Annotated in this window: 15 protein-coding genes; 7 read left to right on the top strand and 8 right to left on the bottom strand. The window is 69.4% G+C overall.

The genetic code is table 11. The features are described from left to right. Positions 1-151 precede the first annotated feature (151 nt). Positions 152-571, top strand: coding sequence for a PepSY domain-containing protein (locus tag LQ772_RS10860; RefSeq protein WP_231320792.1), 420 nt, complete (start codon positions 152-154; stop codon positions 569-571). Between the two features lie 2 nt (positions 572-573). On the opposite strand, the gene LQ772_RS10865 is transcribed toward LQ772_RS10860, so the two are convergent. Both LQ772_RS10865 and thpR read right to left on the bottom strand, forming a co-directional pair. Next, on the bottom strand, positions 574-723 hold the full coding sequence (locus LQ772_RS10865) for a hypothetical protein (protein ID WP_231320793.1): 150 nt from the start codon (positions 721-723) through the stop codon (positions 574-576). Positions 724-788: 65 nt separating this feature from the next. After that, complete coding sequence (gene thpR / locus LQ772_RS10870) at positions 789-1370, bottom strand: RNA 2',3'-cyclic phosphodiesterase (RefSeq protein WP_231320794.1); 582 nt, start codon at positions 1368-1370, stop codon at positions 789-791. A gap of 73 nt (positions 1371-1443) precedes the next feature. On the opposite strand from thpR, the gene LQ772_RS10875 reads away from it, so the two are divergent. Further along, a complete protein-coding gene (locus LQ772_RS10875; RefSeq protein ID WP_231320796.1) occupies positions 1444-1893 on the top strand; it encodes a cupin domain-containing protein in 450 nt (149 codons plus the stop codon). 190 nt (positions 1894-2083) lie between these two features. Here LQ772_RS10875 and LQ772_RS10880 read toward each other — a convergent pair whose 3' ends face one another. Beyond that, positions 2084-2671, bottom strand: coding sequence for a YceI family protein (locus LQ772_RS10880; protein ID WP_231320797.1), 588 nt, complete (start codon positions 2669-2671; stop codon positions 2084-2086). Positions 2672-2871: 200 nt separating this feature from the next. Here LQ772_RS10880 and LQ772_RS10885 point away from each other — a divergent pair, with 200 nt between their 5' ends. Continuing rightward, a complete protein-coding gene (locus LQ772_RS10885; protein WP_231320798.1) occupies positions 2872-5751 on the top strand; it encodes a PAS domain-containing protein in 2880 nt (959 codons plus the stop codon). 76 nt (positions 5752-5827) lie between these two features. After that, positions 5828-8041 (top strand): putative bifunctional diguanylate cyclase/phosphodiesterase, encoded by a 2214-nt coding sequence (locus LQ772_RS10890; protein WP_231320799.1) that lies wholly within the window; start codon positions 5828-5830, stop codon positions 8039-8041. A 44-nt stretch (positions 8042-8085) separates the two neighbouring features. On the opposite strand, the gene LQ772_RS10895 is transcribed toward LQ772_RS10890, so the two are convergent. Beyond that, positions 8086-9354, bottom strand: a complete 1269-nt coding sequence (locus LQ772_RS10895; protein WP_231320800.1) for a GGDEF domain-containing protein — start codon at positions 9352-9354, stop codon at positions 8086-8088. A 155-nt stretch (positions 9355-9509) separates the two neighbouring features. On the opposite strand from LQ772_RS10895, the gene LQ772_RS10900 reads away from it, so the two are divergent. Continuing rightward, positions 9510-11540, top strand: coding sequence for a GGDEF domain-containing protein (locus tag LQ772_RS10900; RefSeq protein ID WP_231320801.1), 2031 nt, complete (start codon positions 9510-9512; stop codon positions 11538-11540). A gap of 14 nt (positions 11541-11554) precedes the next feature. On the opposite strand, the gene LQ772_RS10905 is transcribed toward LQ772_RS10900, so the two are convergent. Continuing rightward, a complete protein-coding gene (locus LQ772_RS10905; RefSeq protein WP_231320802.1) occupies positions 11555-14149 on the bottom strand; it encodes a response regulator in 2595 nt (864 codons plus the stop codon). A gap of 345 nt (positions 14150-14494) precedes the next feature. Here LQ772_RS10905 and LQ772_RS10910 point away from each other — a divergent pair, with 345 nt between their 5' ends. Continuing rightward, a complete protein-coding gene (locus LQ772_RS10910) occupies positions 14495-15394 on the top strand; it encodes an NAD(P)/FAD-dependent oxidoreductase (RefSeq protein ID WP_231320804.1) in 900 nt (299 codons plus the stop codon). A 36-nt stretch (positions 15395-15430) separates the two neighbouring features. Here LQ772_RS10910 and LQ772_RS10915 read toward each other — a convergent pair whose 3' ends face one another. Beyond that, the gene (locus LQ772_RS10915; protein WP_231320806.1) at positions 15431-16276 is read right to left on the bottom strand and encodes a DUF3014 domain-containing protein; all 846 of its coding nucleotides are present in this window, start codon (positions 16274-16276) and stop codon (positions 15431-15433) included. 84 nt (positions 16277-16360) lie between these two features. Continuing rightward, positions 16361-17059, bottom strand: coding sequence for a VIT1/CCC1 transporter family protein (locus LQ772_RS10920; protein ID WP_231320808.1), 699 nt, complete (start codon positions 17057-17059; stop codon positions 16361-16363). 169 nt (positions 17060-17228) lie between these two features. Here LQ772_RS10920 and LQ772_RS10925 point away from each other — a divergent pair, with 169 nt between their 5' ends. Then, positions 17229-17573, top strand: a complete 345-nt coding sequence (locus LQ772_RS10925; RefSeq protein WP_231320810.1) for a hypothetical protein — start codon at positions 17229-17231, stop codon at positions 17571-17573. A 214-nt stretch (positions 17574-17787) separates the two neighbouring features. Here the strand turns inward: LQ772_RS10925 and rplI are convergent, their stop codons facing one another. After that, a complete protein-coding gene (gene rplI / locus LQ772_RS10930) occupies positions 17788-18237 on the bottom strand; it encodes a 50S ribosomal protein L9 (protein ID WP_231320812.1) in 450 nt (149 codons plus the stop codon). Positions 18238-18300: the final 63 nt, after the last annotated feature.

Below are 18300 nucleotides of genomic sequence, written 5' to 3' on the forward strand. Positions count from 1 at the left end.
CGAGGCCTTGCCGAACCCTTCCCCTACCGGGGCGGGCGGGACTTTCGAACACCCGCCTGCCTGAACAAATCCGCCGCGTCTCACAGCCTTTTCATCACCCATTGCCGTCTGCGCCTGAAGACTCGGGCGCACCATCCCACGGAAAACGGCCATGAAAAAGCTCGCTTCGATGACCCTCGCGCTGGCCCTGGGCGCCTCCGGTGCAGTGATGGCGCAGCAGGCGATGACCGAGGCCCAGGTGCGCGAATCGTTGATCCACCAGGGCTACACCGACATCGACGACCTGAAGTTCGACGGCGGCATGTGGCGTGCCGATGCCGAGAGCGCCGACGGCAACGATGTGTCGCTGCGCATCGACCCCAAGAGCGGCAAGGTCTATCCGGACGAGAAGGTCTCGCGCCTGAGCGAGGACGACGTGCGCGCATCGCTCGCCACGCAGGGCTACACCAACGTGCATGACGTGGACTTCGACGATGGCGTGTGGCACGCCAAGGCCGACGACAAGGCCGATCACCGCGTCAAGCTCATCATCGATCCGGCAAGCGGCCGCGTGGTCGACAGCGACGATTGAGCTCAGCGCATCGGCGCGCTCGCGGCCGGGCTGAGCCCCGGGTCCGCGGGCGCGGGCTGGAACTGCTGGCGCCAGCGCAGCGCACCCAGCACCAGCAGCACGAGCGTTGCCACCAGCAGAAGAATCAATCCGAGTCGACGTTTGCCCTTCATGGCATTCCCCCAGAGTTCGACTGCTCCACGCTATCCGCGCCGTTGTCGTGGCCGCGTGCGCATGCCTACGCGCCGGCGGCCAGCGGCCAGCGGCCCAGCACGCGATATTCGGTGCGCCCCAGCAGGCTGTGGATGAGCACGAACTCCCGCACTGTCCATTCGAACGGCTCGACCGGCTGCGGTGCGATGGTGAGGGCGTCATAGAGCAGCGTGACATGCGGCACGAACGCCGGCTCGCGCCGCGCCAGACCAGCGGCCGCAAGTCTCATCCCAAGACTCCCGTACAACCCGGCCAGGCCCGACGCCCGCTCGGCGCCGAGCAGCACGAACGGGTGCTTGCCGACGCGTCCGCGGAAACTGCCGACGCGATCAAAACGCGCCTCGAACGATGGCAGCGCCACGCTGGCCGCGGCCGCGCACGCCCCATCCACCAGCTGCTGCGGCAGGCCGGCAAAGTCGCCCAGGTGATGCAGCGTCACGTGCAGGTGCCCGGTAGGCCGCGGTCGGCCGCGCAACCGGAGCTGTTCGCGCAACTGGCCCGCAAGCGAGGCGACCCGCTCGGCCACGTCTGGCGGCGGCATGACGGCAAAGAACAGCCGATCGGTAGGATGCGGCTCGGCAAAGCCGCCGAAGGAGCTCTGATGCATGGTGTCGTCGGGAGGAAAAGCACCATTGTAGGAGCCGGTGCAGAATGGAGCGCCTTCCATGACGAGCGTCCCCATGCCCAAGATCGATGTCCCGAAGGTACCCGAACGCCGCGGCTCGGGCTATCCGGCTCCCTACGCGGCGGCGGCGCGGGATCGCGTCAAGCAGGCGCTGGGCGATGCCGGTGGCCTGTCCGACTTCGGCGTCAACCTCACGCGGCTGCCGCCGGGCGGGTGGTCCAGCCAGCGCCACTGGCATGCGCGCGAGGACGAATTCGTCTACGTGCTGTCGGGCGAACTGGTGCTGGTAACCGACGCGGGCGAGCAGCCGTTGCGCGCGGGCGAATGCGCCGCCTTTCCGAAGAACGTGGCCGACGGCCACCATCTGATCAACCGCGGCAGCGAAGTGGCCGTCTATCTCGAGGTCGGCACGCGATCAGCCGACGACGCCTGCCACTATCCGGACATCGACCTGTACGTCGAAGGCGACCGGGGGTACGTCCACAAGGACGGTACGCCCTACTAGCCCGCTGGCGCGCCTTGCGATTCGTGGAAACAATGCGGCGCATCGCGCTTCCTTGCCCTGGCTCCGCCATGGGCCACCGCAAGGGGGCGGGAGCCGGGGTGCCACCCGGCAAAGGACGCGCGATGCGCCAGCGGACGCGAGCTTGCCCACCCGCGCGTGAAGACGCCGGCGAGGAAGCGCGCAGCGTGCGTCACTTGTCGCGCAACGCCTCGACCTGGATGCGCAACGCGACCTGCATGTCGAAGCCGTAGTCCTTGCCCGCATCCAGGCCGAACGCGCTGCGGTCGAAGCTGCCCAGCGCGTCGGCGCCGCAGTAGTCGCGCTTGAACAGCGGGTGCGGGATGCACTTGAAGTGGTCGATGCGCAACGCCATCGGCCGGGTCACTCCATGCAGCGTCAGGCTGCCTTCGACCCGCGTCGGCGCCCCATCGACGAAGCCCGCCAGATGGCCCTTGAACACCGCGCGCGGATGGTGCGCGGTGTCGAGGAAATCCTTGCCGCGCGCCCAGGTGTTGAGCGCCTCCTGGCCGAAATCGATGCTGTCCAGCGCGATGCTTACCTCGACGCTGCCGCTGCCGGCGGCCTTGTCCAGTTCCACCCAACCCTCGCTGTGGTTGAACTTGCCGCGCCAGGTGGAGATGCCCATGTGGTCGGCGTCGAAGCTCGGGTAGGTGTGGTCCTTGTCGAGCGTGTAGCGCACCGGCGCGGCGCTGGCGGCGCCGGCCAACAACAGCGCGGCGGGCAGCAGTCGGCGAGCAAGGCGGAATGGAATGCGCATGGGGTCTCCTTCGATGGATGGCGCCCTCGGCGCCGGCATGGAGACCGACGCGCGACCCGGCCTGGAATCGACAAACGGGACCGCCCCAAAGGCAGCTGGGCAACCACGAAAATCGCCGCGGGAACTACCTACCGCGTCAGCTTTTTGCCGGGAAAGCTTGCTGCCATGATGCCTGCGCGGTCGACACCTCGGAGCCTTCCATGGTCCAGAGCACGCGGCACTCCTCCACGTGGCCGGTGGGCCAAGGCGAGATGGCCGAGTGCATCCGTCGGCACGACTGGGCCACCACCGCGCTGGGGCCGATTGCCGGCTGGCCGCCGCATCTGCGCACCGCGGTCGACATCTGCCTGGCCTCGCCATTGCCCATTGCGATCCTCTGGGGCGAACAGCGTCTGCAGATCTACAACGATGCCTACTGCGCCATCGCGCGGCATCGGCATCCTTCGATCCTGGGCCGGCCGGTGCTGGAGAACTGGACCGAGGCGCGCGAACTGATCGGCCCCATGCTGGACCGGGTGTTCGCCCATGGCGAGCCGAGCGAGGCGGAGAACTGGCCGGTCCTGCTGAAAAACGAGTCCGGGGCCGCGACCGAGCGGTTCTTCACCTTCACCTTCTCGGCCATCCGCGACCGCTACGGCCGGGTGACCGGCGCCTTCCACACCGCCGTGGAAAACACCTCGCGGCTGAGTGCCGAAGACCGCCTGCGCGACGTGATGGGCGAAGCCGGCCTGAGCGCGGGCTTTCGTGCGCTGTTCCAGGCAGCGCCAGCGCCATTGCTGATGCTCGCCCCGCCGGACTTCCGCGTGGTCGCCGCCAACGATGCCATGCTGCGCGCCAGCGGCCAGTCGAGCGAGAACCTGCTGGGCCGTCCGGGTTTCGACCTGCTCGCATCCTGGCCCAATCACGCCGAGGTCGAGGAACAGCTGCGCCTTTCGCTGGGACGGGTGCTCCTTCACCGCGTTCCGGACACCCTGCCGATGGTGGTCCAGCGAAGGCGCTCGGGCCAGCGCAGCCCGCGCTTCTGGACCATCATGAACACCCCGGTGATGGACACGCACGGCCAGGTCGCGCTGGTGCTCCACCGCTGCGAGGACGTGACCGAACTTGTGCGCCTGCGCAGTGCCAGCGAAGCACAGGCGCAACTGGACCGCGACCAGCAGGCTTTGATGGCGCGCCTGCGCGACGCCGGCGTGGCCGGGCACGAAGGGACCGCGCCGGGACCGTCGCGCCTGTTCACCGCGATGCTCGACTCGATTCCCGACTACATCTACGCGTTCGATCGCGAACACCGCTTCGCCTACGCCAATCGCGCCATGCACCAGTTGTTCGGGGCCGCCGACAACCCCGTCGGCAAGACGTTCCAGGAACTCGGTTACCCGCCCGCGCTCGCGGAACGGCTGGACGGCCACCTGCGGCATATCTTCGAGACCGGCGAAACGGTCGAGGACGAGGTCTTCTTCACCGGCCCGACCGGACCGCGGGCCTACTTCCAGTTCGTGTGGGGGCCGGTACGCGCCGACAGCGGCCGCATCGAGCAGGTAGTGGGCGTCTCGCGCGATACCAGCGAGCGCCGTCGCATGGAGGAGCGCCTGCGCCTGGGCGAGGCACGGCAGTCGTTCCTGCTGCAGTTGGGCGATCGCATCCGCGGGCTCACCGACGCCGCGCAGATCACCAGCACCGTCGGCGAAATGGTCGGTCGCCACCTGGACGTGGGCCGTTGCGGCTACGGCGAGGTGACCGATTGCGGGCAGTTCTTCATGGTCGAGCGCGACTGGACCGACGGCCGGATGCCGAGCCTGGCCGGACGCGTGCGGCTGATGGATTTCGGTGCCGCGGTGGTGGAGCAGTACCGCGCCGGCCAGACCGTCGTGCTCGACGACACGCTGGAAGACGCCCGCACGCGTGGTGCCGAACAAAAATATGCAGAGACGGGCCGCGTGCGTGCCGGCGTGGGCGTGCCGCTGTTCAAGGGGGGCCGCTTCGTGGCTGCGTTCTACGTGCACCAGAGCCGCCCGCGCCACTGGCGCGACGAAGAGGTCGCGTTGCTGGGCGAAGTGGCCGAACGCATCTGGGCGGCGGTGGCAAGGGCCCGCGCCGAGCGCGCGCTGCGCGAAAGCGAGCGGCGCTATCGCACCCTGTTCGACGCGCTCGACGAGGGGTTCTGCCTGCTCGAAAGGGTCGACACCGCGCCGGACCAGCCGTCCGACTATCGCTACCTGGTCACCAACCCCGCGTTCGTGACGCACACCGGCATCGGCGGGGTGGTCGGCAGGACGATGCGCGAGGTGTTCCCGGATGCTTCGGCATTCTGGTACGACACCTTCGACAGCGTCATCGGCAGCGGCGATGCCTTCCGCTTCGAGCACGGCATGGTCAGCCGCGGGCGGGTGTTCGACGTCTATGCCTGTCGCCTGGACGACGGCACGCATCGGCGCGTCGCGGTGCTCTTCCACGACATCACCGAACGCAAACGCCATGAGCAGCACCAGCGGCTGTTGCTGCACGAGCTCAACCACCGGGTCAAGAACACGCTGGTGACGGTGCAGTCCATGGCGATGCAGAGCTACCGACCCGGCGTCGATCCGGAACTGGCGCGGCTCCAGTTCGAGGGACGCCTGATGGCGCTGTCGCGCGCGCACGACATCCTCACCCGCGAAAGCTGGGGGCGCGCGCCGCTGGCGGAGATCGTGCGCGAGGCGATCGCGCCCTACCGCGACCAGCACCACGACCGCCTGCGGGCGACCGGGCCGCCGGTCTGGCTTCCTCCGCGCCACGCGTTGGCCTTTGCCATGGTGCTGCACGAACTTGGCACCAACGCGGTCAAGTACGGGGCGCTTTCCAACCAGGAAGGCCGGATCGACATCGACTGGCAGGCCAACGGAACGTTGCGCCTCACATGGACCGAATCCGGCGGCCCACCGGTCGAACCGCCGACGGGACGCGGCTTTGGCTCGCGACTGATCGAGCGCGGCCTGCGGCACGAAATCGGCGGACGCGTGGCGCTGGGTTTCGCACCCGAGGGCGTCATCTGCACCATCGAGGTGCCGCTGGACGGCCTGGAACCGCTGGATCGCTTCTGACCCGCCGGCCGCGCCTGCTGTGCGCGTGGACACAGTTCGGTTATCGTGCGCGGGCAGCCCTTAGGCGCAGGGGAGCATGGTGGTTGACGCAAGCCCGATCACGTTCGGCTACTACACCGCCGCGCTGGTAGCGACCGCCGGCATCGCGCTCGCCTCGGGCACGCAGTTCGCCGTCGTCGGACTTTGGCGCCGGCGCGAGGCGATGTATCTCTCCTACGCGTCGCTGTGCCTGTGCATCGCGACCCTCGCCTTCGCCAATGCCCTGCTGCACACTGCGACCAGCCTGGCCATGGCCACCGGCGCGTTGCGTACCATGATCGGCTCGGCGGCGATTTCCTTCCTGCCTTTCGTGATCTTCATCCGCGCCTACACCGGCGGACCGCCGCAGCCACGGCTGCAAGTGGCGGTGGGCGTGATGGCCAGCCTCTTCGTCTGGCTCAACCTGGCCCAGCCCGGCACTCTTTTCTTCACCCGGCTGGCGCCCGGCACGGGCATCGCCCTGCCCTGGGGCGAACGGCTGTACGACGTGGCCGGCACCGCCTCGCCGTGGGGTCTGCTGTTCCACGCGCTGACCTATGTCGCCTTCCTCTGGGCGCTGGCGCGCGCGGTGAAACAGATGCGCGGAGGCGAGGGCCTGCGCGGCGCGCTGCTGGCGATCTGCCTGCTGGCGCAATTCGCCGCGCTGCTCTGGGGCGACGTCGTGGTGGACGCGCTCGACCATCACTATCCCTACCTGGACGCCTTCTCGTTCCTGCCCTTCGTGTTGCTGATGGGCCTGTCGCTGGCCGCCCAATTGCACCAGCGCACGGTGCAGCTGGAACAGACCACGCGCCGGCTGGAAGCGGAAGCGCACACCCGTCGCGAGGCCGAGTTCAACCTGCGCCACGTTGCCTACCACGACAGCCTCACCGGGCTGCCCAACCGCCTGCGCGCGCTCGACCACCTGGCCGAGCTGCATGCCGACACGCTGGCGCGGGGCCAGCACGGCGCCGTGCTGCTGATCGACCTGGACAACTTCAAGACCATCAACGACGCGCTCGGACATCCGATCGGCGACCGCATGCTGGAGGCCATCGCCGACCGTCTGCTCGCCGCCGCGCCACCGGACGCGATGCTCGCGCGACTGGGCGGCGACGAGTTCGTGCTGGTGCTGGGCCCGTTGGCGGGCGCGCCCGCGGCGGTGCAGGCGCAGGCCGAGCAGGCGGCCGAACGCATGGTCGCGCGCCTGGCCGAGCCGGTGACGGTGGACAGCCGCATCCTGGCGGTCGGGGCCAGCGTGGGCGTGGCCTTGTTCCCCGCCGGCGAAGAGGGCGTGGCCGACCTGTTGCGCCGCGCCGACATCGCGCTCTATCGCGCCAAGGCCGCCGGGCGCAATACGGTGCGCCTGTTCCTGGAGCCGATGCAGCAGGAGGCGGACACCCGGCTGACGCTGGAACGCGGCCTGCGTACCGCGCTCGAACAGGACCGCATGCCCACGCAATTCGCCCTGCACTTCCAGCCGCAGGTCAACCGCCGTGGCGAACTGCTGGGCGCCGAGGCGTTGCTGCGCTGGCAGCATCCGCAACTGGGCGAGCTTTCGCCGTCGGTGTTCATTCCGCTGGCCGAGGAAACCGGGCTGATCCACGCGCTCGGCACCTGGGTGATCGGCCAGGCCTGCGCGCATATCCGCGCCTGGGACCGCGACGGCGTGGCCTTCGGTGGCCGCCTGGCGGTGAACGTGAGCGCCTGGCAGCTCAACCATCCGCATTTCGCCGCGCAGCTGGAGGCACAGGTACGCGCGGCCGGCATCGAGCCATCGCGGCTGACCCTGGAACTGACCGAGAGCGCGCTGCTGCAGGACTTCGACAGCGCGCTGGACACCCTCAACCAATTGTCCGAAACCGGCTTCCGGCTCGCGCTGGACGACTTCGGCACCGGGTATTCCTCGCTGAGTTACCTGCAGCGCCTTCCGCTGGACGTGCTCAAGGTGGACCGGGCCTTCGTCAGCGGACTGAGCCCGAACGCGGCCAACCCGCTGGCCAGCTTCATCATCGACGTGGCGCACCGCCTGGGCATCGCCGCCGTGGCCGAGGGCGTGGAAACCGTGCCGCAGCGCCTCGCCCTGGAACGGATCGGCTGCGATGGCCTGCAGGGTTTCCTGATCTGCCGGCCGGTGGACGAACCCGGCTTCCGCCGCTGGCTCGCCGAGCACCAGCAGGCGCGCACGCTGCCGCAGGCGCAACGCAACGTGCCCGATGCGCCGGAAGCGCGCGACCTGGCTTCGCGCGACAGGAATTCGTCGGGAGAGTAGGCGGTTGCCGGGGGCGCGGGCCACAGGGGCCCGGACATCCGTGGTTACGCCGGCTCCGGATCCACGTCCCCCTGTCCGCCGCGCTCGGCCAGCTTGCTGGCGTACATCGCGCGATCGGCCGCGGCATACAGGCGCGTTTCGTCCTGGCCGTCGTCGGGGTACAGCGCCAGCCCGATGCTCGCGCCGATCGACAGCTGCTGGCCCTGGAACTCGGTGCTCGCATCGAAGGCGCGCGCCAGGCGTTCGGCACGCACCTGCGCGGCGGCACGATCGGCCACCTCGGGCAGGATCGCGGCGAACTCGTCGCCGCCCAGCCGGGCGAGCGTATCGCCCGCGCGGATGCCCTGCTGCAGGCGCTGCGCCACGAAGTGCAGCAGCGCGTCGCCCGCCGCGTGGCCGAGCGTGTCGTTGATGCGCTTGAAGTCGTTGAGGTCGATGACCAGCATCGCGGTGCGCCCGCCGCTCTCGCGCGCACGCCGCAGCGCCTGCTCCAGCCGGTTCGCGAAGACGCGCCGGTTCGGCAGGCCGGTCAGCGCGTCGTGCTGGGATGCATGCTCGGCATGGCCGATCTGCTCCTCCAGCAGCGTGAAGATCATGCCGGTAGCAACCAGGAACTTGGGCAGGTTCCATGCCTCGTTCTCGATGCCCCAGCCGGCCAGCCACGGAGCGAGCGCGGCGGCCACCGGAAATACCGCAGCCCAGGCGACGAAGCTCACCGTGGTGAACACCACACCCACCGACGGTCCGACCGCGCCACGGTAGAAGCAGAACGCCACCGCCAGGTAGTGCCAGAACAGCATCCAGTCGAGCGCCCGGTCGATCGCGCCGTGCCAGGCGAACATGCCCTGCAGCGCATAGATTCCGACCACCACCGGCACGCACCAGGACGGCTTGCGCCGATCGCGCCGGAACACCCAGGCGGTCGAGGCCAGGCCCAATACAGTGCACAGGAGATAAGGGAAGCGCACTTCCGATCCGTAGGCAGCCAGCACGAAGAACGCCACGTCGGGCGTCGCCGCCAGCAACGTGACGCCCAGGTCCCGCCACCACGCCAGGCGGGCGTCGGAACCGGCCCAGACGAAGGCGACGCTGGCCAGCAGCAGCATCGACAGCGAGACGGCCAGCGCGGCGTCCGCCGCGGGTCCCGGCGCGAGATTGCGTTCGACGAACTGGGCCACGATGTGCACCAGGATCATCGCCCAGCCGACCAGCCAGAGGCGCGGGCGCGTCTGCCGTGTCCGCCTGAGCAGTCCGGCGAAAACCAGCACCAGGCCGCCAATGGCGAGGAAGTCGGGGACGACAGACAGGTTCAAGCGTGTTTCTCCGCGCCGTGGGCAGGCGCGTTCGGCAAAAAGACTCCTGATCGCTTATCGGCCATGCGTGCGCAAGCTTGAATCGGCCCGCGGCAGGGCGCAACTGCACGCACGAGCCTGCTCAAGCGCCCGTCGGGCCCGGCCGATACAGGGCGATGAAGAGTCTCCTGCTGTTGTGCCTGTTCCTGTTGCTGCCGCTCCGCGCGGTCGCGGGCGAGCATCTGGAGGATGTCTTGCGCGACCAGCGGCTGCACGGGTTCCGTTCGGTGGCTGCTGCGATGGAGCGCCTGCGCAATGTCGATGACGCGCCGGGGCCGGACGCGCCGCTGGACCGGCGCTGGCGCTACCAGAGCGCGATGCTCGATCTCGCTCTGGGGGGCGATCGGGCTGCGTCGGTGAAGGCGAGCATGGCCGCCCTGGAAACCATGGCGACCGACGAGGGCTGCGTCCGCTGCCGCTTCGACGTGCTGCTGGCCAGAGCCCTGCTTGCCGTACGCGCCTCCACGCCGGCTGCGGGCCGGACCTATCTGGACCAGGCTGCCGCCCTGCTGGCGCGATTGCATGACGATGGCGCACGCGAGGCCCTGTTGACCGCCCAAGCCTGGAACGGCGCGGTGGACGGGCGCTTCAACCAGTCCATCGAACTGGCCCTGGAGGCCTACGCGCTGGCAGCTCACCGCCACGACGAGGCGGCGCAGATCCGCCTGCTTGCCAGCATGATCGGCACGAATGCCGATCTGGGCGATCCCCGTCGTGCCATTCAGGTGGGCGAGGAGGCCTATGCACGCGCGGACGCGGTGAACTACCGGGCGCTCATGGGCACCATCGCCCTGGATCTTGGCCACGCCTATTCGCTGCTGGACGATCGTCCGCACCAGCGGGTCGCACTGGAACGTGCCCTGGCCCTCTCCGAACACGACCCCGACCAGCTCGACACCCGGATCCTCGCGCTCAACAACCTTTCCGACTACTACCTCAGCCAGCCCGGGCAGGACCAGCGCGTGCTCGACTATGCGCACGGCGCGGATGACCTTGCCCGCGCCGCCGGCAGCGAGATCGACCGCGCCGCACCACTGGCCAACATCGGCATCGCGCTCGGCCGGCAAGGCAAGCTCGATGAAAGCGTGGCCACGCTGCGGCAGGCCATCGACATCGCCGAGCGCCACGGCAACACGACCTACGTCATCGGCATCACGCAGGAGCTGGTGCGGATCCTGGAAGGTGCCGGTCGCGACCGTGAAGCGCTGGCGCAATTGCACAAGGCCGACGCGCTGGAGGCCGATCTCACCCGCCAACAGCGTGAAAAGGCAGTGCTGGACCTGCAGGAGAAATATGCGGCCGAGCGCAAGAGCCAGCAGATCGCCCAGCTGTCGGCGCAGAACCAGCTCAAGCAGGCCCAGCTGGCTGCCGAGGGCTGGCGCAATCGCCTGTGGATTGCGCTGGCCGTCATGCTCGCGCTGGGTTCGGTATGGCTGATGCATTCGATACGGCGTGCCCGCCAGGCCAATCGCCGTCTGGCCCGGCAGTCCTCGATCGATCCATTGACCGGCGCGTACAACCGGCGGCATACGCAAGGGCTCCTCGATCGCCTGCAGCAGCCGGTGCGCCGGCGCGCGGACGACAGCGCATGGAATGACGGCACCGGCCTGATGATCCTGGACCTCGATTTCTTCAAGCACATCAACGATGGCTGGGGACACGCCGCCGGCGATGCCGTGCTCGTCGCGGTCGCGCAACGCCTGCGCGGCCTGCTGCGCCAGGGCGACGCGATCGCGCGCTGGGGTGGCGAGGAGTTCGTGCTGGTGCTGCCCGACACGCCCGCCGGCGCGTTGCCGGCGCTCGCCCGTCACGTGCTGCACGCGATCGGCGACGCCCCGGTGATAGTCGCCGGCCAGGCGTTGATCGTCACCGCCTCGATCGGCGCGGTGAGCTTTCCGGCAAGCCCGGGCCAGGGTTGGGAGGCCGCCCTGGGCCTGGCCGATCTGGCGCTGTACCAGGCCAAGGCCAGCGGCCGCAATCGCGCCTTCTGCGTGACTCGCGTCTCGGCCGATGCCGAGTCCTCGCGGCTGGCCCGCGACCTGGCCAAGGCGCGCGATGCCGGCGAGGTGGATCTGGAAATGGTGCCCGGCCCGCCCGCCCGTGAAGTTCCGGTCGCGGCCAGGGAACGCGTGGCGGTGTCGGCCTGAGGAGCGCGCGACGCTCATGCGCGGCGAGCCGGGGCATCCCGGCGGTCCGCACCGAGCATGTTCCGCACCTTGGCCAGCAGGTCCTCGTCGCGGAACGGCTTGCTCACGATGCGGTCGTCGCCGATGTCCTTGAAGGCACCGAAGTCCGCAAAGCCGGTAAGGAACAGGACAGGCAGCGACGGCCGCTTGGCGTGCGCCTCGCGCGCCACCTCCGAGCCGTTCATGCCGGGCATGGCGTAGTCCATCAGCATCAGGTCGACCTCGCCTCCTTCGCGGTCGAGCACGTCCAGCGCCGAGCCGCCACTGCCGGCCTCGATCACTTCGTAGCCGCGCTCGGCGAGGATCGCCGCGGTGACCTCGCGCACGCCGGTATCGTCGTCGACCAGCAGGATGCACTGTCGCACCGCGCCCCCGGCCGGGTGCACCGGCGCGTGCGGCAGGTCCTCCGCCTGGACGATGGCACCGGTCGCGCGCGGCAGGTAAACCTTGACCGAGGTGCCTTCGCCGAGCCGCGTGGCGATCCGCACGCCGCCGCCGGACTGCTTGGCGAAGCCGTACACCTGCGCCAGGCCGAGCCCGGAACCCTTGCCGACCTCCTTGGTGGTGAAGAACGGCTCGAACGCCCGCGCGAGCACGTCCGGCGCCATGCCGCTGCCGTGATCGGTCACCGCGACCATCACGTAATCGCCCGGCGCGGGCTCCTCCGGCCGCGAAGCCAGGTCGTGCAAGGAGACGTTCGCCGTTTCGACGATCAGCTCGCTGCCCACGGCCGACGCATCGCGCGCGTTGATCGCCAGGTTGAGGATCACCAGTTCGATCTGCGTCGGATCGACCAGCGCCGACCACAAGCCGGATTGCAGCTTCATGGTCAGCTGCACCGAGCCTCCCATCGAGCTCTGCAACAGGTCGCGCATGCTGGCGACGATGCCATTGAGGTCCACCGCCTTGGCCTCCAGCCGCTGCCGCCGCGAGAACGCCAGCAACTGCGCGGTCAGCTTGGCGCCGCGCGAGGCGGCGTCCTTCATGTAGGTCAGCCGTTGGCCAATCCGCGGGTCGTCTTCGAGCTTTTCGGCGCATACCCGCTCGAGCATGCTGATGTTGCCGGTGATGACCGTCAGCAGGTTGTTGAAGTCGTGCGCCACGCCCGAGGTGAGCTGGCCGACCGCCTCGAGCCGCTGCATCTGGCGCAGCGTGGCCTCCACCCGCTCTCGCTCCTCGATCTGGGCCAGCAGCTGGCGATTGGTCGCGGCCAGTTCGGCGGTGCGCTCGGCCACGCCACGCTCGAGCGCCTCCTGCGCATGGTGTTCGAGCGTGCGGTCGCGCAACACCTTGAGGTAGCCGAGCAGCCGGCCGCCACCATTGCGCAGCGGCATCATCAACGCGCTGGAGAAGAAGCGCGAGCCGTCCTTGCGCACGCGCTGGCGATCGGTCTGCGCGCGCCCGGTCTCGGCGGCGCACTTCATTTCCTCTTCCAGCACACCCTGGTTGCGATCCTCGGGCGTGAAAATGATATCGATCCGTTTGCCCAGTACCTCGTCCTCCCGCCACCCCAGGAGCCGTTGCGCGCCGGGGTTCCAGAGCGTGATCCGCCCTTCCAGGTCGAGTGTCAGGATGCCGTAGCCGGTGGTGCTTTCGAGAATCAGCTTGAGCCGGTTGCTGGTCGCGCGCAGCGCGGACTCGGCGCGCGCGCGCTCGACGTTGGCCCAGGTGCGCTCGGCCACCTCGCGCACGACCGCCTCGTCCTCGTCGGTCCATCGCCGCGGCTCGCGTTGCTGTACCGAAAGAAAGGCGGCCAGCCGGCCGCCCTTGACCAGCGGCACGGTCAGGCTCGCACGCAGGCCGCCGAGCGCGTTGTGCACCTTGGCCGCCTCCGGATCGACCCGCGGGTCGTCGAAGGGGTCGTCGACGCGGATGGCGACGCCGGTCAGCGCTTCGGCGATCAGCCGCGGCCCGAACTCGGACAGGCGGTGCCGGCCCACGCCAGTGGGCATGCCGCCACGGGTCCAGTCACGCTCGACGGTGAAATATTCGCCGGTCTCGTCCACTTCGCAGTAACCCACGCGATCGGCCCGCAGGTGCCAGCCCAGCCTGCGCGCGGCAGCGGCCATCACGTCCCGCGGGTCGGTCAGGTCGCGCAGGGTGTCGCCCAGCCGCGTGCGGAAGCGCAGGCGCCGGTCGGCCAGCACGCGCTGGGTGGTCTCGATCGCTTCATTGATCAGTCCCTGCACCTGCCCGCCTTCGTCGCGGACCGGGCCGATCCAGTAGTCGAAATAGGCGACCTCGCGAAAACCGTCCCGTTCCAGCAGGAAACGCGCATCGCGGAAACATCTGGGCCGGCCGTCGAGGACGTGTTGGATCACCGGCTCGGTGATGTCGGGCGCTTCCGGCCAGACTTCGCGGAAGGGCCACCCCAACGCCTCCGGCTTGCTGCCCAGCAGCGGTCGGTACGCATCGTTGTAGAGGCAGGTCAGCTCCGGGCCCCAGCCAAGTGCGATCGGCAGTTCGCTCTCCAGCATCATCGATACGAGCGTGCGCAGCGAACCCGGCCATCGCTCGAACGGGCCCAGCGGGGTGGTGGACCAGTCGAAAGAGCGGATGCTCGCCGCCATCTCGCCGCTACCGGCTATGAAATCGCCCCCTGTTGATGCTGGCGTGGAGGATCCTGGCAAGCGCACTCCTCGCGAGCCTCCCTGCGCGCCGGGCTGGTGAGTGGAAGTGTCGGTTTCCGGCGGTTCGTGCGATCCGTGTCGACTCCCCGCGCGCCGCCCGCGCGACCCACCAAGGCAGTCGGGGGCCCGCCGCAGGCCGCAACCTGTGACGCAAGTCACACTATCGGTCTCCCACTGTCGCCGCGTTGGCAAGGGTCCGTGAGGGCGCTGTCTCGTCGTGCCCGCTGCAGCCGGATAGGGCTTCACGCGCCGGCCACCCATGCTGGCGCCCCATGGCGCACCCGCATGTCCGAACAAATGCTCGATTGCCTGATCGTGGGGGCCGGCCCGGCCGGCCTCACCGCGGCTACCTATCTGGCCCGCTTCCGACGCCGCATCCTGGTGGCCGACGCGGGAGCCAGCCGTGCGCGATGGATCCCGGCAAGCCACAACTGCCCGGGGTTTCCGTTCGGCGTGGCCGGCAACGAGTTGCTGGCGCGCTTCCGGCTGCAGGCACAGGCCTACAACGTGCCGGAAGTACGCACGCGCATCACCCAGCTCGACCGCCACCCGGACGGCTTTACCGCCAGCGACGGCCAGCGCCACTGGCACGCGCGCACGGTGATGCTGGCCACCGGCGTGGTCGACCGGCTGCCGTCGCTGGAGGGCGTGGAGGACGCGATCGCCGCCGGCACCGTGCGCCTGTGCGCGGTCTGCGACGCCTACGAGGCGCGCGACGACGTGATCGGCGTGTTGGGGCCGGCCGACACGGCGATCGGACACGCGGCGTTCCTGCGCACCTTCTCCCGCCACGTCTGTGCAATAGTCGCGGACGACTCATCGCTGGACGAGCCGATGCAGCGGCGCGCGACCGACTGCGGCGTGCAGCTGTGGCCTGGCCCGCAACGCCTGGAACTGATCGACGGAGCCTGCCAGGCTTTCTTTGCCGACGGCCGCCGGCTGCGGCTGGAAACGCTCTATCCGGTGCTCGGCGCCGACGCGCAGTCGGAGCTCGCATCGGCGCTGGGTGCCCGGTTGGACGACGAGGGCGCGCTTGTGGTGGACGATCACCTCGAGACCAGCGTGCCGGGCATCTATGCCATCGGCGACGTGGTCAGCGCGCTGAACCAGATCAGCGTTGCGGTGGGCCATGCGGCTATCGCCGCAACCACCGTCCACCGGCGCCTTCCGCCCAACCACTGCTAGGAAACCACGTAGGGTGGGCTGGAGCCACCCTACCCTTCATCGTGCCGACGCGGTGCCGGCCGGCAGCGTGGCGCCGGTGAGCAGATCGCGGATCTGCCGCAACTTCGCCTTCACCTTCGCCTCGTCGTCCGCGCCCAGGCGCATCAGCAGTTTCTGTCCCGCCGAGCGCGCCTCCAGGCCTGGGTCGGCATAGCGGTAGAACACCTTTGGCTGCACCAGCGTCAACGGCGCATCCGGCACCGGCGCGGCCAGCATGTCGTCGATGGCCACCACCAGGCGGTCGTTGAAATAGCCCTTCGGGTAGCCCAGGTCGCGGTAGGCCTGCTGGAACAGCGGATAGTGCGCGACGTACCAGGCCACCAGCGCCTTGGGGTCGGCGCCCTCGAGCACCTGCATGTACGGCGCATAGCGCTCGGCATTGCGCGGGCTCAGCGTGACCGCGCCATTGGCCTGCTCGACCAGGAAAGCGCCCTTGGGCGTCTTCAGCGGCAGGATGTTGGTGCCCACGCTCTGGCGCGGCAATGCGTCCACCGTGGCCACCACGCGACGGACGATCTGGTCACGCTGCAGCAGCCCGTCGAGCGAGTGGCCGCCCAGCGACAGCAGCGCGCTGGCGACGTCGGTATCGCTGGCATCCAGCGCCGGCAGCGGCGCGGTCGTGGCCGGCGCCGGGCCGGCCTGTGCAATGGGATGCTGGATCGCGGTGGACGCGGCGGCCGGGCCCGTACCGGCACTGCCGGGCATCGTCGACGTCGCCACCGGCGTGGGCTCGCCGCCGGCCTGGGTGGCCTTGCGCCAGATGACCACGGCTACCGCAATGGCCACGATCACCACCACGCCCGAAACCAGCCACGTACCGATCGAAGACTGCTTCTTTTTCAATTGCGCATCCCGCCGTGTGATTTGCCTTCTCCCTGCATAACGCCCGTGGGCGCGATGTGCAACCCGCGCGACGGTGGCCGGCGCTCAGGGAGCCGCGCCGAACAGCATGCCCGCGCCGGTCGTCACGCCCATCGCCAGCGCGCCCCAGAAGGCGATGCGCATCGCCCCGACGCCGGTCGCGGCGCCACCCATCCGCGCAGCCGCGGCACCGAGCAGCGCCAGGCAGGCGAGCGATATGACGAACACAAGGGCCAGCTGCATCGACGCCGGCACCAGCGCCGCCACCAGCAGGGGGACCATGGCGCCGATCGCGAAACTCGCCGCCGAGGCTGCGGCCGCCTGCAGCGGGCGGGCGCGGAATACCTCGGTGATGCCCAGTTCGTCACGTGCGTGGGCATCGAGCGCGTCATGCGCCATCAATTGTTCGGCAACCTGCCGCGCCAGCGCAGGTTCGAGTCCGCGGCCCACGTAGATGTTCGCCAGTTCTCGGTGCTCGGCATCCGTGTCGGTGGCCAGTTCCTCGCGTTCGCGGGCGAGCTCGGCCTGTTCGCTGTCGGCCTGCGAATGCACGGAGACATACTCGCCCGCCGCCATCGACATCGCTCCGGCCACCAGTGCGGCGACCCCGGCAAGCAGCACCGCGTGACGGTCGGCGTGCGCGGCCGCCACACCCATCAGGAGGCTGGCGGTGGAGACGACGCCGTCATTGGCGCCCAGCACGGCGGCGCGTAGCCAACCCATGTGGCCGGTCCGGTGGCGTTCGGGGTGATGATGGCGGCGCATAGGCGCTCCTCGGAGGCGGGTGACGCGAGCATACCGTTGCCAGCCTTCGCCCAACCGCTGGTGGCGAGTGCCGCCCCGACCCGGGCGGCAGGCACACCGCTGCGGCCGGTTCCACGACGTGATCACTGCCCGATGGGCAGCATGGGGCCAGTTTCGCGGAGGCGTCCCCATGTCCCGATCGACCCCACCGACCGGCCCCGGCCAAGGCAAGACAACCAGCAATCCCGCCATCAGCGGTGCCGGCACCGGCATGGGCGCGGGCAATGCGTCTGGCCACGATGTCGTTGGCGGCGTGCAGGCCGGCACTGTCAACGATGCCGCGCAGGGTGCCAGCACTGGCGACGCGGCCGACCCAAGCCTGGGCAGCGGCATGGTGGTGCCCGAGCGGGGCAACCGGATGGGTGACGCCGCCACGGCGGGTGCCCCCGGCATGGATGAAAAGCCGCTGGGTATCGGCGGTGCGCCGATCGAACCGGACGACCCTTCCTACAAGCGATCACGCGCGGGGCGCTGACGTCCGGAGTCCCGCAGCACGTGCCCGCGCACTTGCAGGAGCGCCCTGGAGCGCGACCGCCTAGCCACATCGACAACCACGGTCGCGGCTACGGGCGCGCCTGAACAGACCGCACCACCAGCTGGCATGCGATCTTTCCCGCACGCTGGTGAAGAACTCAAAACAAGACGGGCGCCCAAAGGCGCCCGTCCGTTTACCGCGGTGACGAATCGGCTTACTTCTCGCCGACCACGATCACCTTGACCTGCGTCTGCACGTCGGCGTGCAGGCTGATCACGACGTCATACTCGCCGGTGTTGCGGATCGGGCCTTCGCCCTGGATCACTTCGCCCTTGCCGACCTTGTGGCCGGCCGCTTCCAGCGCCTCGGCGATCTCGCGCGGGCCGACCGAGCCGTACAGCTTGCCTTCCGGGCTGGCGTGCGCGGTGATGGTCACCTCGGCGCCTTCCAGCTTCGCCTTGCGCGACTCGGCCTCGGACAGCAGGTTGTTGGCCTTGGCCTCGTACTCGGCGCGGCGCTTCTCGAAGGCTTCGAGGTTGGCGGCGGTGACCGGCACGGCCTTGCCCTGCGGCAGCAGGTAGTTGCGGCCGTAACCGGGCTTGACCTTGACCTTGTCGCCCAGGTTGCCGAGGTTGCGGACTTTCTCGAGAAGAATCAGTTCCATGGGTCTTTCCTTTCGTTAGCGCCGGTGAGGCCGGCGCAGCCGTGGACGGTTGTCCGAAGTTGC

It is taken from the genome of Frateuria edaphi, assembly GCF_021117405.1.
GTDB lineage: Bacteria > Pseudomonadota > Gammaproteobacteria > Xanthomonadales > Rhodanobacteraceae > Frateuria_A > Frateuria_A edaphi.

Bases quoted from the DNA above. Each gene is read 5' to 3' on its own strand.
- LQ772_RS10905 (WP_231320802.1), bottom strand. From the start codon at position 14,149: ATGGCGGCGAGCATCCGCTCTTTCGACTGGTCCACCACCCCGCTGGGC.
- LQ772_RS10875 (WP_231320796.1), top strand. From the start codon at position 1,444: ATGCCCAAGATCGATGTCCCGAAGGTACCCGAACGCCGCGGCTCGGGC.
- LQ772_RS10865 (WP_231320793.1), bottom strand. From the start codon at position 723: ATGAAGGGCAAACGTCGACTCGGATTGATTCTTCTGCTGGTGGCAACG.
- LQ772_RS10890 (WP_231320799.1), top strand. From the start codon at position 5,828: ATGGTGGTTGACGCAAGCCCGATCACGTTCGGCTACTACACCGCCGCG.
- LQ772_RS10925 (WP_231320810.1), top strand. From the start codon at position 17,229: ATGTCCCGATCGACCCCACCGACCGGCCCCGGCCAAGGCAAGACAACC.
- thpR (WP_231320794.1), bottom strand. From the start codon at position 1,370: ATGCATCAGAGCTCCTTCGGCGGCTTTGCCGAGCCGCATCCTACCGAT.
- rplI (WP_231320812.1), bottom strand. From the start codon at position 18,237: ATGGAACTGATTCTTCTCGAGAAAGTCCGCAACCTCGGCAACCTGGGC.
- LQ772_RS10920 (WP_231320808.1), bottom strand. From the start codon at position 17,059: ATGCGCCGCCATCATCACCCCGAACGCCACCGGACCGGCCACATGGGT.
- LQ772_RS10885 (WP_231320798.1), top strand. From the start codon at position 2,872: ATGGTCCAGAGCACGCGGCACTCCTCCACGTGGCCGGTGGGCCAAGGC.
- LQ772_RS10910 (WP_231320804.1), top strand. From the start codon at position 14,495: ATGTCCGAACAAATGCTCGATTGCCTGATCGTGGGGGCCGGCCCGGCC.
- LQ772_RS10880 (WP_231320797.1), bottom strand. From the start codon at position 2,671: ATGCGCATTCCATTCCGCCTTGCTCGCCGACTGCTGCCCGCCGCGCTG.
- LQ772_RS10860 (WP_231320792.1), top strand. From the start codon at position 152: ATGAAAAAGCTCGCTTCGATGACCCTCGCGCTGGCCCTGGGCGCCTCC.
- LQ772_RS10900 (WP_231320801.1), top strand. From the start codon at position 9,510: ATGAAGAGTCTCCTGCTGTTGTGCCTGTTCCTGTTGCTGCCGCTCCGC.